11 protein-coding genes are annotated in these 15,617 nt (G+C 66.9%); 2 read left to right on the top strand and 9 right to left on the bottom strand.

The window, feature by feature from the left end; translation table 11 throughout:
- Positions 1 to 310: 310 nt before the first annotated feature.
- The 8 genes from AC1ZV1_RS20770 to AC1ZV1_RS20735 all read right to left on the bottom strand — a co-directional run bounded on the left by AC1ZV1_RS20770 (position 311) and on the right by AC1ZV1_RS20735 (position 9,192).
- Complete coding sequence (locus AC1ZV1_RS20770) at positions 311 to 1,396, bottom strand: alpha/beta hydrolase fold domain-containing protein (RefSeq protein ID WP_484293407.1); 1,086 nt, start codon at positions 1,394 to 1,396, stop codon at positions 311 to 313.
- 37 nt (positions 1,397 to 1,433) lie between these two features.
- Positions 1,434 to 3,077 carry a BatD family protein gene (locus AC1ZV1_RS20765; RefSeq protein WP_484293406.1) on the bottom strand — a complete coding sequence of 548 codons (1,644 nt, stop codon included), beginning with the start codon at positions 3,075 to 3,077 and terminating at the stop codon, positions 1,434 to 1,436.
- On the bottom strand, positions 3,074 to 4,834 hold the full coding sequence (locus tag AC1ZV1_RS20760) for a vWA domain-containing protein (protein WP_484293405.1): 1,761 nt from the start codon (positions 4,832 to 4,834) through the stop codon (positions 3,074 to 3,076). The genes AC1ZV1_RS20765 and AC1ZV1_RS20760 overlap by 4 nt, the downstream gene beginning before the upstream one ends.
- The gene (locus AC1ZV1_RS20755) at positions 4,831 to 5,865 is read right to left on the bottom strand and encodes a vWA domain-containing protein (protein WP_484293404.1); all 1,035 of its coding nucleotides are present in this window, start codon (positions 5,863 to 5,865) and stop codon (positions 4,831 to 4,833) included. Before AC1ZV1_RS20755 ends, AC1ZV1_RS20760 begins: the two co-directional genes overlap by 4 nt.
- Positions 5,858 to 6,355 (bottom strand): DUF4381 domain-containing protein, encoded by a 498-nt coding sequence (locus AC1ZV1_RS20750; protein ID WP_484293403.1) that lies wholly within the window; start codon positions 6,353 to 6,355, stop codon positions 5,858 to 5,860. The genes AC1ZV1_RS20755 and AC1ZV1_RS20750 overlap by 8 nt, the downstream gene beginning before the upstream one ends.
- Positions 6,352 to 7,296 (bottom strand): DUF58 domain-containing protein, encoded by a 945-nt coding sequence (locus tag AC1ZV1_RS20745; RefSeq protein WP_484293402.1) that lies wholly within the window; start codon positions 7,294 to 7,296, stop codon positions 6,352 to 6,354. Before AC1ZV1_RS20745 ends, AC1ZV1_RS20750 begins: the two co-directional genes overlap by 4 nt.
- Before the next feature lies 1 nt (position 7,297).
- A complete protein-coding gene (locus AC1ZV1_RS20740; RefSeq protein WP_484293401.1) occupies positions 7,298 to 8,257 on the bottom strand; it encodes an AAA family ATPase in 960 nt (319 codons plus the stop codon).
- Between the two features lie 62 nt (positions 8,258 to 8,319).
- Entirely contained in the window at positions 8,320 to 9,192 is an 873-nt protein-coding gene (locus tag AC1ZV1_RS20735; protein ID WP_484293400.1) for a DUF1353 domain-containing protein, read from the bottom strand.
- Positions 9,193 to 9,497: 305 nt separating this feature from the next.
- On the opposite strand from AC1ZV1_RS20735, the gene AC1ZV1_RS20730 reads away from it, so the two are divergent.
- Positions 9,498 to 14,360 (top strand): NAD-glutamate dehydrogenase, encoded by a 4,863-nt coding sequence (locus AC1ZV1_RS20730; protein WP_484293399.1) that lies wholly within the window; start codon positions 9,498 to 9,500, stop codon positions 14,358 to 14,360.
- A gap of 249 nt (positions 14,361 to 14,609) precedes the next feature.
- On the opposite strand, the gene AC1ZV1_RS20725 is transcribed toward AC1ZV1_RS20730, so the two are convergent.
- A complete protein-coding gene (locus AC1ZV1_RS20725; protein ID WP_484293398.1) occupies positions 14,610 to 14,825 on the bottom strand; it encodes a hypothetical protein in 216 nt (71 codons plus the stop codon).
- A 200-nt stretch (positions 14,826 to 15,025) separates the two neighbouring features.
- Between AC1ZV1_RS20725 and AC1ZV1_RS20720 the strand changes: the two genes are divergently transcribed.
- Complete coding sequence (locus AC1ZV1_RS20720; protein WP_484293397.1) at positions 15,026 to 15,556, top strand: hypothetical protein; 531 nt, start codon at positions 15,026 to 15,028, stop codon at positions 15,554 to 15,556.
- Positions 15,557 to 15,617: the final 61 nt, after the last annotated feature.

Genomic DNA, 15,617 nt, shown 5'->3' with positions numbered 1-15,617 from the left:
TTTGGGTTTTTGTAGGAGCAGAGCTTCGCCGCGATGCTCTTGCTTCTTGCCGGGTGTTCCCGCTTCGCTTCGGCGTGCGCGCGGACTCCGTGTTTCGCCCCCTCGGGCGAGTTACTTTCTCAAGCGCCAGAAAGTAACCAAAGGGCTTGCCCCGGACATCCGGTTTTTCGCTTGGGGCGAAAAATTCCCTCATTGAACGGGGCATTGGGCGCGTGCGGATATTTCTCTGGAAGACTCAAGAGCCAAAGCTGGGGGGCAGGTGCTCCTCGTAGGAGCGCGCTTGCTCGCGAACCTATCTCGTACCGGTTTATCAGGGGGACGAGGTCGACAACCGCTGGATCGCCTTCACCGGCGTGCCGTCGCTCCAGCGTCCCATGGACAGCTGCGCCGACCCGCCGCCCAAGGCGTAGCCGCGGTCCTGGCCGTAGAAGGCCGCGTCGCACAGCGCGTCGAGCAGTTTCCAGGGGCCGAACCAGTCCATTGCGTCGGTCGCCAATGCGTTGTGCGCCAATGGTTGTCCCTGCTTCAGACGTTGCTTCACGCGCTCCTGCACGCGATTGAGCAGCCAGCTGGAAGTGTCGCTGGGCGGGTAGCGCGGATCAAAGCGCGGCGCGGTCGGTGCTGCGTGGTTGGCCAGCAGCGGCGGGCTGCCGTGGCGATCACTGCGCAGCAGGAGCAGATCCTTGTCGCGAGCGGCAACCTGGGTGCTTTCCGCGTAGATGCGCCGGGCGTCGTCGCAGGCGACACGCTCGTCCTCGTCGCCGCAGATCGCCAGCAGCAGGGTGCCGGCAGGAATGTTCGCCAATGGCTCCAGCGGCACCTGGCGCCAGCGCGGCCCGCTGCTCTTGCCTGGTTCCACCGCCATCAGTGCGCGCGGCTGGGGTACGCCAAGGCGTTGCCAGGAGGCTGCCAGCCCGCTGGCGATCAGTCCGCCCGCCGAATGCCCGACATAGGCGACGTGTTCCAGCTCCGGTTTCACCCCCAGCTTCCCTGCCTGCAGATCGGCGATGGCGCGGCGCACCGAGTCGGCGGCGTTGGGCAGGAATTCCGCTGCCGGCGTCTTCAGTGTTGCCTGGTAGCGCGGGTAGATGAGAATCGCACCGCGCCGGACGATGTGTTCGATCCAGGTCCGGTAGAGGTCGGGTTGCATCACGCTCCAGCCGTGGGTGAAGACCACCACGGGCGCGCTGGACGGGGCAGGCCGGTCCGGGGTGAACACCCAGTACTCATTGCCCTGGGCGGTGAAATTCCACTGGCGCACGTCGGCGTACCGGTACTGCGAACCGCCGGGGCCCTGCAGCGGTTGGTGCGGCGGCAGGATGTCGGCCGCAGACAGCGGCGTGCAGATCAGCATCAGGCCGGCGAACAGCGCCGGGATCAGCCGGTGGGCGAGCATGGAGGCACCTCTGGCGGGGATGTCTCCAGCATAGCCGTCAGCGGGGGTAGAGCGGGGGCAGGCTGCTGGCTTCCGGAGCCGGCGGTGCGTCGGGATCGGCGCCGGGAAGGGTGCGGATCGCGCGCCAGAGATCTTCACCCTGCCAGTTGCGACCGCCTTCGCTGTCGCTGTAGAGCGCGCCATTGAGGCCGTCCAGCGCATCGGACAGCGGCACGAAGCGTGCCGCCATGTCGGCCAGGGTCTCCGGTTGCTGGCGCGCCCAGGCGTCGAGTGCCTGGCGGGTGGCGTGGGAATCGTTGGCCTGGCAGGCGCGGCGCAGTTCGTCGAGCAGGGTACGGGTGCTGGGGCCGGCGGGCGCTACACGGATTACCGCCGGCTGGCTGCGAGCGCGCCACCAGAGGGCGAAGCCGAGCAGGGTGGTCAGGCTCAGCAGTGCGCAGGCGAGCTGCCAGGGCCACAGCAGTACGTCGCTGACGATGGTCTCGCTGGGCGCGGCAGGCGCCTCGGTGTGTTCTTCCAATTGCGCGTTGGCGGCAACCTGCAGGGTACGTGCCGGCAGGCGGGTGCGCTCGACGCGGTGCTCCTGGGTGTTCCACCAGACGACTTCCACCGGCGGCAGCTCGACCGATCCGGCTTTGTCGGCGATCAGCGCCTCGCGCTCCTCGCGGCTGCCGATCATGCCCTGGTCACTGGCCTCGTTCGCCAGCTGCGGCTGATCCGGGTAATGGCGCAGGCCGTCGGGCAAGGTGATCGGCAGTGGCGGCAGTTGAGCGCTGGAGAGGCCCTCCACGCGCAGCATGATGTTGCGGGTCAGCGACTCACCGGCCTTGGCCTGTTCCGGCTGCGGGCTCCAGGTTTCGCTCAGGCTGAGTGCTCGGGCGGGCAGCCAGGGCGCGTCCTTGGGATAGTCGGCGGGCTTGGGATCGACCGTCAGCGGAATGCTCGGCGAGACCACGCGAACCTGCTTGCCCGGCTGCGGGCCGAAGGGGTTGCTGTCGTCGCTGCGGCGTTGCGCGACCTGAGTGGCATTGAAGGTCTGGCCGGGGATTTCCAGGGTGCCGCTCTTCTGCGGGAAGATTGCATAGCGCACCTCGATCACGCCGTGGCGAACACCGTTGATGTCCTTCTCGTAGGTGCGCGGCTCGCCCAGTTGTTCGACGCGCGCGTCGTTCATGCGCAGCGGGCTGAGGCTGCTGTCGTCGTACAGCGAGACCGAGTGGTAGATGCGCAGCGTGAGAATCACCTGGGCCTGCACCCAGCTTTCCTCGTGGTCGACGCTGGCGTCGATGAACACCGGCGAGAGTTTCTGCCCCTCGGTGCTGTTCTCGGCCTCCAGCACCTCAAGGCTGATGGGTTCGCTGGTGTTGCCGCCCAGCTGCAGCGGTGGGATCTCCACCTTGCCTTCGCCCCGTGGCTGCAGGGTGATGATCCAGCGCGTGGTGGCCTGGGCCTTGCCGTTGAGGGTGGTCAGGCGGTTGACCTGGCGGGTGCCGAGCACCACGAAATGCTCGTCCAGCGGTTTCAGGTCGGGCTTGCCGAACAGCGTCGGATCGTCGGACTCCAGCGTGAGCTCGACGCTCTCGCCCTGGTTCAGCCGTGCACGGTCGACACTGGCGGTGAAGCTGGCCTCGGCACGGAAGGTGGCGAGACAGAGCAGGGTCAGGCAGATCAGCCGTTTCATGGGGTGGGTTCCTGGCGCTGCTGCTGTTGCTGGTACCAGAACTTGCGGCGCAACAGCTCGGACGGATCGTCGGGAATCTGCCGCAGCCACTGTTCCAGGGCCTGACGGCGTTCGTCCCCCAGTGGACCGGCATCTTCCGGGTTGGTTTCCTGTTCTTCCCGGGCGTCGTCGTTGCGCGGGTCGCTGCGGCTCGCAGAAGGACGGTCAGCTTCCTGCGACGGATTCTGCGCCGCCGGTGCCGGCTGGGAGTCGCGCTCGCTGGAGTGCTCATCCTCGTGCTGCCGGGCCTGCGGCTGGGCGGCCTGCGAATCGCTGCTCTGAGCCGGATCCTGAGTCTGCTGGGGCGGCTGGTCCGTGCCGTCTCCGGCGGGATTTTCCTTGCGCTGGCGGAGCAGGTCTTCGAGCAGCGCCTTGTTGCGCTTGGCGGCTTCCAGTTGGGGGTCGCGCTCCAGTGCCTGGTCGTAGGCGTCGAGGGCGGCTTCCAGTTCGTTCTGCCGGGCCAGGGCGTTGCCTCGGTTGTAGTGGTCGGCGGCCTCGTCGCCCTGGGCGAAGGCCTGCGCAGCGTCCACGTAGTCGCCGGCGCGGTACAGCGCCAGACCCTTCCAGCGGAAGTCCTCGAAGCGCTCGGCGGCCTCGGCGGGATGCCCGGCATCGAGCAGGCGCTGGCCTTGCTGGTCCCTGCGCAGCCAGAGGTCGTTGAGTTCGAAGGCGCTGGCATCCTGCGGTGGCGCCCACAGCAGCGGCAGCAACAGCGGCAGGCTGAAGAGCCAGCCGCGACGGCCGGCGCAGGCGGCGAGCAGGAGCAGGGGCAACAGCAGCCAATAGCCCTGGTCCGCCCAACGTTGCAGGCGCAGCAGCGCATCTTCTTCGCTCACCTGCAGGCCCCGGGTGCTGTCCAGCAGGCCGAGGGAGCGCAGGTCGCTGCTGTTCGTGCGCAGGCGCTGGAAGCGGCCGTCCATGTCGGTGGTGAAGGCGCGCAGCGAGTTTTCGTCCAGACGTGGCACCAGGATGTTGCCCTGATCGTCCTTGAGGAAGGTGCCGTCTTCCTGCGCGATGGGTGCGCCACCGGGGGTGCCGACGGCGAGCAGCAGGAGGTCCTTGCCCTTGCCTTTGAGCGCCTGGCGAATGCCCTGGCGTTCGCGGGCGTCCAGCGCGCTGGTGATCAGCAGGATGCGGCCATTGCCTTCAGCGCCGTTGTCCAGCAGGCGGCGCGCCTGGGCCACGGCGAGATCGGCGCGCTGGCCGGGTTCGGGCATGATCGACGGCTTGAGGGCATCGAGCAGATTGCGGGCGGTGGCCAGGTCATTGGACAGCGGCACCAGCGTGTGGGCGCTGCCGGCGTAGACGACGATGGCGGTCTGCGCATCGGCCCGGCTCTGCAGCAGGTCGAGCAGCTTGTGCCGGGCCTGTTCCAGGCGCGTGGGCTTGAGGTCGGTGGCGAGCATCTGCGGAGTCAGCTCCAGCACCACCACCAGTGGGTCGCTGCGCTCCATGGTCGGTTGCTCGACCTGCTCCCAGCTCGGGCCGAGCAGGGCGAGCACGGCCAGCAGCCAGGCGCTGCCGAGGTAGATCCACGGGCGGCGTTCATGCCGGCCATTGCCGCCGGAGAGCAGCCACGGATGGAAGGCCTGGGGCAGCAGTAGTTGCCAGCGGCCGGCGCGGCGTTCGCGGTGCCAGAGTTTCCACAGCAGCCAGCCGAGCGGCAGCAGCAGGATCAGCCACAGCGGGTGCAGCAGGTGCGGCCAGAAACCAGTCATGGCTGGCGCTCCTTCTGCAGGCGTGCCAGCCAGGCGGGCCAGCGCCAGTCTTCGGGCGGCCACAGGGTGCCGACCACCAGCGCCGCGCTGACCAGGAGCGCCAGCAGCAGCGGCCAGCGGTACAGCGCGAGCGCCGGCCGCGCCTGGGTCGGCTTCTGCTCGACCGGCTCGAGCTGATCGAGGCTGTCGGAGATGCGTTGCAACTCTTCGCCGTTGCGCGCGCGGAAGTATTCGCCGCCGGTGCTTTCGGCGATGGCCTTGAGCGCCGGCTCGTCCAGATCCAGCCCCGGATTGAGGCCAAACAGCCCGGCCACGCCGCCCTGTTTCGGATCGGCGCCGATGCCGATGGTGTAGACCTTCACGTGTTCTTCGGCAGCCAGCCTGGCGGCCGTCTGCGGGGATATCTCGCCAGCAGTGTTGGCACCATCGGTGATCAGGACCAGCACGCGGCTCTCCGCCGGACGCTGGCGCAGGCGCTTGACGGCCAGGCCGATGGCGTCGCCCAGGGCGGTATCCTTGCCGGCGATGCCGATCAGCGCTTCGTCCAGCCAGATGCGCACGGTGTGGCGGTCGAAGGTCAGCGGTGCCTGCAGGTAGGCGCGGGTGCCGAACAGGATCAGTCCGACGCGATCGCCCCGGCGGCCTTCGATGAAGTCGCCGAACAGCTTTTTTACCAGGCTCAGGCGGCTCACTTCCGCGCCGTCCCAGGTCATGTCGGCGTAGTCCATGGAGCCGGAGACATCGACCGCCACCAGCAGGTCGCGGCCTGTGGCGGGAATCGGCAGGGGGTCGCCAACCCACTGCGGGCGCGCGGCAGCCAGCAGCAGGAAGAGCCAGAGCAGGGCGAAGGGAGCCTGCTGGCGCCAGGCGGGAAGGCGCGCGCGGGCACGACGGCCGGCGAGTCCTTCCAGTTCCTTGAGGAAGCTGATCCTGATTGCCGCCTCACCGTTATCGGCAGGCGGCAGGATGAAGCGCATCACCCAGGGCAGCGGGGCGAGCAGGAAGATCCAGGGCCAGGCGAACTCAAACATGTTTGCGCACCCAGGTTTCCACCGAGGCAGCCAGGCCGTCGATGGCCTTGTCGTCCAGCTGGCATTCGGCGCGGTAGCCGCCCTCCACCAGGATCATCCAGCGGGTCAGGCCGGCGGCCGGGCAGCGGGTGTCGAGGAAGGCCAGCCACGCGCGGCCGCTGAGGGTGTGGCTGTGGCTTTCCGGCCAGCGGGCGCGTGACAGGCGCTTGAGCAGACCGTTGAGCGATTGCAGCCAGGGACCGGCCGGCGCGCGGTCATAGGGGCGCGGCAGGCTCCTGAGTTCTTCCAGGGCAGCCTCACGCAACGGGTCCAGCGGGGCCTCTTCGACGGTACGGGTCTTGCGCTTGGGCAGCCAGCGCCGGCGGTGGCGCCACACTGCCCAAAGCAGCAGCGGCACCAGCGCGGCGAGCAACCACCAGCCCGGCGCTGGCGGCCACGAGGGCACTGCGGCCGGTTCGATCAGCGGCTGCAACTGGTCGAGGGGATTCATTGGGCGTATCCCGGCTGGTGCTGTTCCAGCAGGTTGCGCAGCTGCTCCACCAGTTCTTCCTGGGTGGTCAGCGGCAGCAGCGGCACGCCCAGGCGCAAGGCGAGGCGCTGCCAGCGTTCGCGACGGGCCTCGCCGAGGGCGCGATAGGCCAGGCGCTGTTCGTCGATGTGGGTGTCCAGCTCCAACTGTGCCTGACCCTCCGCAAAGCGCAGCAGCCCGGCGGCAGGCAGCGCGTGGTCGAGCGGGTCGGACACCGGCAGCATCACCAGGTCGGTGTGGCGTGCCAGCAGGGACAGCTGTTGCTCGGCGACATCACTGAGCGCGCGCTCGTCGCAGATCACCATGATCAGGCTGCCCGGGCGCAGCACCTCGCGGGCGCGGCGCAGGGCCATGCCGAAGCCGTCGCCACTGTGGCTGAGGTGGGAGCCGGCGAGCAGGGCGTTGTTGGCGCGGACGATCAGGTTGAACAACTGCAGCAGGCTCTGCTTGCTGCGCCGTGGCTTGATCTCGTGGCATTCGCTGTCGGTGAAGACCAGCCCACCAATGCGGTCGTTGTGCGCCAGTGCGGCCCAGCCGACGAAGGCGGCGGCGCGGGCAGCGAGCACGGACTTGAAGCACAGGCCGGAACCGAAGAACAGCCGCGCGCTCTGCTCGACCAGGACGAACACCGGGCGTTCGCGCTCCTCATGGAACAGCTTGGTGTGCGGCTCCTGGGTGCGCGCGGTGACGCGCCAGTCGATGGTGCGCACGTCGTCGCCGGCCTGGTAGACGCGCACCTGGTCGAAGTCCACGCCACGGCCGCGCAGGCGCGAGTGGTGCAGGCCGATCAGCGGGCTGCGCCGTGAGGGCGTGGAGAACAGCTGGACTTCGCGCAGGCGGTGACGGATCTCGATCAGCTCGCCGAGCGAGACGGCCACGCCGGGCGCCAGGACATTGTGCATGTCAGGCGACGGCGACCACGTCGAGGATGCGCTGGACCACACGGTCCTGGTCGATCCCGGCGGCTTCCGCCTCGAAGGTGAGGATCAGGCGATGGCGCAGCACGTCGAAGAGCATCGCCTGGATGTCCTCGGGGCTGACGAAGTCGCGCCCGGCGAGCCAGGCATGAGCGCGTGCGCAGCGGTCCAGTGCAATGGAGCCGCGTGGGCTGGCGCCGTAGGACAGCCATTCGGCCAGCTCGGCGTCGTACTTGGCCGGGGTGCGCGTGGCCATGATCAGCTGCACCAGGTATTCCTCCACGGCATCGGCCATGTACAGGCCGAGAATTTCGTGGCGGGCGGCGAAGATGGCCTCCTGGGTGACCCGGCGCTCGGGCCGGGTCTCGCCGTGCAGCGCTTCGCCACGGGCCTGTTGGAGGATGCGGCGCTCCACGGAGGCTTCCGGGTAGCCGATCTTCACGTGCATGAGGAAACGGTCGAGCTGGGCTTCGGGCAGCGGGTAGGTGCCTTCCTGCTCGATGGGGTTCTGCGTCGCCATCACCAGGAACAGTGGCGGCAGGTCATAGGTGCTGCGGCCCACGCTGACCTGGCGCTCGGCCATGGCTTCGAGCAGGGCGGACTGCACCTTGGCCGGCGCGCGGTTGATTTCGTCGGCCAGCACCAGGTGGTGGAAGATCGGTCCCTGCTGGAACACGAAGCTGCCGTTCTCCGGTCGATAGATCTCGGTGCCGGTGATGTCCGCCGGGAGCAGGTCGGGGGTGAACTGGATGCGGTGGAAGTCGGCCTCCAGGCCTTCGGCCAGGTCCTTGATCGCCTTGGTCTTGGCCAGGCCCGGCGCACCTTCCACCAGCAGGTGGCCGTCGGCGATCAGGGCGATGAGCAGCCGCTCGATGAGCTTTTCCTGGCCGAGGATCTGGCTGGAGAGATACTGGCGCAGTGCAAGGAGCGACTCACGATGTTCCATCGCGTGGATTTCCTGGACGAAAAGGTGGGGCTGTCGGGCCGCCTACTTTACTGCATCGGCCGTCACTCTTGCAGCGCTGCGCTTCGAGCCTTGTGCGGCGCTAGTGGTTCCTGGGGCACCTGATCACCGGGCAGAGCGGTCAGGCAGCGCAGCGACGTGTTGGGGTTGCGCTGATGGCGCATGTCGCGCGCGCCGCCGTGGATCACGGCGAAACGATAGACCCAGGCCACCAGGCGCGGCATGCCGGCGTCCAGCAGCATGCGGTGGAACAGCTCGTCCGCCTCGGCCTTGGACACCGGGGCGACATTGAGGAACTGGTACAGCGCGTCATGCACGAGACTGGCGTGGTGCGCCACCGGCCAGAACATCACGCGCTCCTTCTGCTGGCCGTATCGCAGGCACTGCACGCTTTCCAGGTGTTCCCACCAGTCCGGCGTGCCGAGCGTGGCGACCCAGAAGAACGGCACTTTCGGTGAGCAGCCGTCCCAGGCGTAGGTGCGGGTGCAGTCGAAGTCATAGCTCACGGTGCCGGCGGCGAGGTCTACGCTGGCGGGGCCCGGGTTGATGATGATGCGCCCGTCGTGCACCACCAGCCACTCGCTATAGAAGAAGCGGCCTTTGAACACCGGGTCTTCGCAGACCAGCGGGAAGTCGATGTAGTTGATCCACGGGCCGTTGCGGTCGCGGCTGCAGAATCCCCACGCGCGCACCGAGCGTTCACGTGCAGCCTGGACCCGGCGCAGGCGCTCTTCGCGGCCGACGACGCGTGGCAGCAGCACCCCGAGATAGACCGGCACCGCACCGATCAGCAGTGGCCGCACGGCTTCGTCGAGGAACAGCCAGGCGAGGACGAGCAGCGCCGCGCCCAGCAGGGTGACCAGCAGGTTGTCCAGGTGGCGCAGCAGCGGGCGGTGCAGGGGTGGGTGGCGTTGCATGGCGTCCGTTCCGGAAGCGGAGTCACCATAATAGCGCTTTGATATTTGTGGCGGCAGATGCGGAACGAACGCACTGCGAAATCGGTCGTCTCTGCGTGAGAGCGGCGCCTGCATGCCGTTGACCGAATATGTCGCAGCCCCGTAAGCCAGCGCCGGGTGACTCCCGATAAGCTCGGTGCGATCGGTGACCGCCCGGTCGGGGCTGTCAATCGAGGGTCACACTGCCCGGCTATACCTGTGGCCCGACACAAGACGATATGCGTTCTACGCTCAATCCAATAAAACGAGCCCAGCGGAGTAACAACATGGCGTTCTTCACCGCAGCCAGCAAAACCGACTTCCAGCAACAACTGAAAGCGGCCCTGGCGCAGCACGTCGACGACAAGGGTCTGCCACAAGTGGCCCTGTTCGCCGAGCAGTTCTTCGGCTTCATCTCCCTCGACGAATTGACCCAGCGCAGGTTGTCCGACCTGGTCGGCTGCACCTTGTCTTCCTGGCGCCTGTTGGAACGCTTCGACCCCGCCCAGCCTGAAGTGGCGGTCTACAACCCCGATTACGAAAAGCACGGCTGGCAGTCCACCCACACCGCCGTGCAGGTACTGCACCCGGACCAGCCGTTCCTGGTCGACTCGGTGCGCATGGAGCTGAACCGCCGCGGCTACAGCATCCACACCCTGCAGACCAACGTGCTCAGTGTGCGCCGCAACGCCAAGGGCGAACTGCTGGAGATTCTCCCCAAGAACAGTACCGGCAAGGATGTGCGCCAGGAATCGCTGATGTACCTGGAGATCGACCGCGTCTCCCAGGCCGGCGAACTGCGTACCCTGGAGAAAGCCCTGCTGGAGGTGCTCGGCGAGGTCCGCCTGGCGGTTGCCGACTTCCCGGCCATGCGTACCAAGGCCGAAGAGCTGCTGGCCTGGCTGGGCAAATCCAAGGTCAAGGCCCGTGCGGAAGAGACCGCCGAGGTGCGCGCCTTCCTCGAGTGGCTGCTGGACAACCACTTCACCTTCCTCGGCTATGAGGAATTCACCGTGCAGGAGGAGGCCGACGGCGGCCACCTGGTGTACGACGAGAAAGCCTTCCTCGGCCTGACCCGCACCCTGCGGGCCGGCCTGAACAAGGAAGACCTGCACATCGAGGACTACGCGGTCGCCTACCTGCGCGAGCCGGTGCTGCTGTCCTTCGCCAAGGCTTCCCAGCCCAGCCGTGTGCACCGCCCGGCCTACCCGGACTACGTGTCGATCCGCGAGATCGACGCCAAGGGCAAGGTCGTCCGCGAGTTCCGCTTCCTTGGCCTGTACACCTCGGCGGTCTATGCCGAGAGCGTGTTCGACATCCCGTTCATCCGTGGCAAGGTCGCCGCTGTCCTGAAGAACTCCGGCTTCGACAGCAAGGCGCACCTGGGCAAGGAACTGGCGCAGATCCTCGAGGTGCTGCCGCGCGACGACCTGTTCCAGACCCCGGTGGACGAGCTGTACAGCACTGCCATGTCCATCGTGCAGATCCAGGAGCGCAACAAGATCCGCCTGTTCCTGCGCAAGGATCCGTACGGCCGCTTCGCCTACTGCCTGGCCTATGTGCCGCGCGACATCTATTCCACCGAAACACGGATGAAGATCCAGCAGGTGCTGATGGAGCGCCTGAAGGCCAGCGACTGCGAGTTCTGGACCTTCTTCTCCGAATCCACCCTGGCCCGCGTGCAGTTCATCCTGCGCGTCGACCCCAAGAACCGCATCGACGTCGACGCCGCTCAGCTCGAACAGGAAGCGATCCAGGCCTGCCGCTCCTGGCAGGACGACTACGCCGCACTGGTGCTGGAGAACTTCGGCGAAGGGCAGGGCAATACCCTGCTGGAAGACTTCCCGAAAGGCTTCCCGGCCGGCTACCGCGAGCGCTTCGCCCCGCACTTCGCGGTGGTGGACCTGCAGCACCTGTCCAGCCTGTCCGAGACGCGTCCGCTGGTGATGAGCTTCTACCAGCCGCTGGCCCAAGGTGAGCAGCAGCTGCACTGCAAGCTGTACCACGCCGATACGCCGCTGGCGCTGTCGGACGTCCTGCCGATCCTGGAGAACCTCGGCCTGCGCGTGCTCGGCGAGTTCCCCTATCGCCTGCGCCACACCAATGGCCGCGAGTACTGGATCCACGACTTCGCCTTCACCTACGCCGAAGGCCTGGACGTCAACATCCAGGAGCTCAACGAGACCCTGCAGGACGCCTTCGTCCACATCGTCAACGGCGACGCCGAGAACGACGCCTTCAACCGCCTGGTGCTGACCGCCGGCCTGCCGTGGCGCGACGTGGCGCTGCTGCGTGCCTATGCGCGCTACCTCAAGCAGATCCGCCTGGGCTTCGACCTGGGCTACATCGCCAGCGCGCTGAACGCCCATGTGGATATCGCCCGTGAACTGGTGCGCCTGTTCAAGACCCGCTTCTACCTGGCCCGCAAGCTCACCGCCGAGGATCTGGAAGACAAGCAGCAGAAGCTCGAGCAGGCCATCCTCACGGCGCTGGACGATGTCCAGGTGCTCAACGAGGACCGCATCCTGCGGCGCTACCTCGACCTGATCAAGGCGACCCTGCGCACCAACTTCTACCAGCCGGATGCGGCCGGGCAGAACAAGAGCTACTTCAGCTTCAAGTTCAACCCCAAGGCCATTCCGGAAATCCCGCGTCCGACGCCGAAGTTCGAAATCTTCGTCTACTGCCCGCGCGTGGAAGGCGTGCACCTGCGCTTCGGCGATGTGGCTCGTGGTGGTCTGCGCTGGTCTGACCGCGAGGAAGACTTCCGTACCGAAGTGCTGGGCCTGGTGAAGGCGCAGCAGGTGAAGAACGCGGTGATCGTGCCCACCGGTGCCAAGGGCGGCTTCATCCCGCGCCGTCTCCCGGTCGGCGGCAGCCGCGATGAAATCCAGGCCGAGGCCATCGCCTGCTACCGCATCTTCATCTCCGGTCTGCTCGACATCACCGACAACATCAAGGAAGGCCAGATCGTGCCGCCGGCCAACGTGGTTCGCCACGACCCGGACGATCCCTACCTGGTGGTGGCGGCGGACAAGGGCACCGCAACCTTCTCCGACATCGCCAACGGCATCTCCGCCGACTACAACTTCTGGCTCGGCGATGCCTTCGCCTCTGGCGGCTCCGCCGGCTACGACCACAAGGGCATGGGCATCACCGCGCGTGGCGGATGGGTCTCGGTGCAACGCCATTTCCGCGAGCGCGGCATCGACGTGCAGAAGGACAGCGTCACCGTCATCGGTATCGGTGACATGGCCGGCGACGTGTTCGGCAACGGCCTGCTGATGTCGGACACGCTGCAGATGGTTGCCGCCTTCAACCACATGCACATCTTCCTCGATCCCAATCCGGATCCGGCTACGAGCTTCGCCGAGCGCCAGCGCCTGTTCAACCTGCCGCGCTCCAGCTGGTCCGACTACGACGCCTCGCTGATCTCCGCCGGTGGCGGCATCTTCCTGCGTAGCGCCAAGAGCATCACCCTGACGCCGGAAGTACGTGCGCGCTTCGACATCGACGCCGAGCGCCTGACGCCGACCGAGCTGATCCACGCGCTGCTCAAGGCGCCGGTGGACCTGCTGTGGAACGGCGGTATCGGCACCTACGTGAAGTCCAGCGATGAAACCCATGCCGACGTCGGCGACAAGGCCAACGATGGCCTGCGCGTGGACGGCCGCGAGCTGCGGGTGAAAGTGGTGGGCGAGGGCGGCAACCTCGGCATGACGCAGCTGGCGCGGGTCGAGTTCGGCCTGAACGGCGGCGCGTGCAACACCGACTTCATCGACAACGCCGGTGGGGTGGACTGCTCCGACCACGAGGTGAACATCAAGATCCTGCTCAACGAGGTGGTGACGGCCGGCGACATGACCAGCAAGCAGCGCAACAAGCTGCTGGCGGAAATGACCGACCAGGTGTCCGACCTGGTGCTGGGCAACAACTACAAGCAGACCCAGGCGCTGTCCCTGGCCGAGCGTCGTGCCCGCGAACGCATTGCCGAGTACAAGCGACTGATGAGCGACCTGGAAGGCCGCGGCAAGCTGGACCGCGCCCTGGAGTTCCTGCCCACCGACGAGGGCCTTGCCGAGCGCATCGCCGCCGGCCAGGGCCTGACTCGCGCCGAGCTGGCTGTGCTGATTTCCTACAGCAAGATCGATCTGAAGGAGCAGTTGCTGGGCTCGTTGGTGCCGGATGACGACTACCTGACCCGCGACATGGAGACGGCCTTCCCGCAGACGCTGGTCGATACCTTCGGCCAGGCCATGCGCAAGCACCGCCTGAAGCGCGAGATCGTCAGCACGCAGATCGCCAACGACCTGATCAACCACATGGGCATCACCTTCGTGCAGCGCCTGAAGGAGTCCACCGGCATGACGCCGGCGAATGTGGCGGGCGCCTACGTGATCGTGCGCGATGTCTTCCATCTGCCGCACTGGTTCCGCCAGATCGAGGCACTGGACTACCAGGTGCCGGCAGAGGTGCAACTGACCCTGATGGATGAGCTGATGCGCCTGGGCCGCCGTGCAACCCGCTGGTTCCTGCGCAGCCGCCGCAACGAGCAGGATGCCGCGCGTGACGTCGCGCACTTCGGTCCGCGCATCGCCGCACTCGGCCTGAAGCTCAACGAACTGCTCGAAGGCCCGACCCGCGAGCTGTGGCAGGCGCGCTACCAGGCCTATGTCGATGCGGGTGTGCCGGAGCTGCTGGCGCGGATGGTCGCCGGTACCAGCCACCTCTACACCCTGCTGCCGATCATCGAAGCGGCGGATGTCACCGGCCGCGACCCGGCCGATGTGGCGCGCGCCTACTTCGCCCTGGGCAGCGAACTGGAACTGACCTGGTACCTGCAGCAGATCAGCTCCCTGCCCGTGGAAAACAATTGGCAGGCGCTGGCCCGCGAAGCCTTCCGCGACGACCTGGACTGGCAGCAGCGGGCGATCACCGTCTCCGTGCTGCAGATGCAGGATGGCCCGGCGGAGATCGACGCACGCGTGGCGCTCTGGCTGGACCAGCACGCCCCGATAGTTGCCCGCTGGCGGGCCATGCTGACCGACCTGCGTGCGTCCACCAGCACCGACTACGCCATGTACGCCGTGGCCAACCGCGAGCTGCTCGACCTGGCGCAGAGCAACCAGCAGGGCGTCTGCCCGGCCTGATGCCCTGAACCGTTTGACCTTTTGATGCTCCAGCCCCGCCTTGTGCGGGGCTTTTTTTCGGCTCGGGATTGGTCGGCGGAAGCGCTAGCAATGGGCACGGGCTCCCCGGCAGGAGCGTCCCATGGATGCGAACACGGGCCTGACCCGCTCCTGCAGGGGGCGGACGTCGGAATTTCCAGAAGGGCGTCAATGGCGCGGCGATGGAGGTCGTGCAGACGCGAGAAGAACGGCGCTTACGGGGGGGCGGGATCAGCTCCCGCTGCGCCCATCCTCGCGCGGCTCGGTCAGCGCCCGGCGGTACTTGGCGTACAGCTCGTCGGACAGGTTGCTGGCCCCCAGCATCTTCAGTGCGAAGGACTTCACTTGCTCATCGCTGTAAGGCTCTTGCTGCGGTGCCGGTTGGCTGGCGCAGCCGACCAGCCACAGGGGCAGGGTCAGAGAGAGAAGGGCGAGGGCACGGTTCATGATTTTCACACGCAGGCTGGTTCGGGATGGTTGTCAGGCTATCAACCGCCCGACGCGAGCAGAAATCATCCCGTTCGATAATGGGTATTGCTTCTGGCGACTTCCGACCGATCGGTCTGTCAGAAGGTTCCCCAACTACGGCGTTTTTCCCGTAATCCGGATATCCTTCCCGGCTGTTCATCTCTCTTCAGGACTTCCCCATGAAAGCGCAAATCGCCGAACTCCTCACGCTGATCAGCTCCGGCTGCCTGGGCGAGGAGGAGATCCAGCAGATCGCCGACGAGGCCTCGCAGGCCTATGCCGATCCGGCGGCGTTCCTGGCGGCCAATGCGGACATCAATTACGACGACGACTTCCCCATTCCGCTGGGTGAATGGGTCGTGGTGGGCAGCCTGCCGGAAATCGTGCTGTTCATGGGCGACAGCTACGAGGAGCTGTTCGGCGAGATCCGCGCCTCCTTCGACCCGAGCGTGAGCTTCGTGCTGCAGGCCAAGCAACTGCGCAAGACCGAACCGCTGACGGCGCTGAATCGCATCCAGACCCAGCTTGGCGCGCTCTATCCGGAAAAGGGCGGTTACGTGCTGGTGGATTTCAGCGAGCCGCTGGATACCGAGCTGCAGTGCGTGCTGGTCTACCGCAACGACCTTGAGCGCGTCATGGCGCTCTGCGTGGAAATCGGCATTCCTGCGGTGCCGGCGCTACAGGCGGCCCAGGAAGCGGATCAGGACTGACCCGGCGGGTGTCCGGCGCGGGGCGTCAGGCTCTTCGATCCGGTCGAGGGGGCTGGATGTC

The organism is Pseudomonas sp. BB438 (assembly GCF_057180225.1).
Note: the sequence above shows the minus strand (reverse complement) of the source record. Positions and strands in the feature narration are given on the sequence as shown.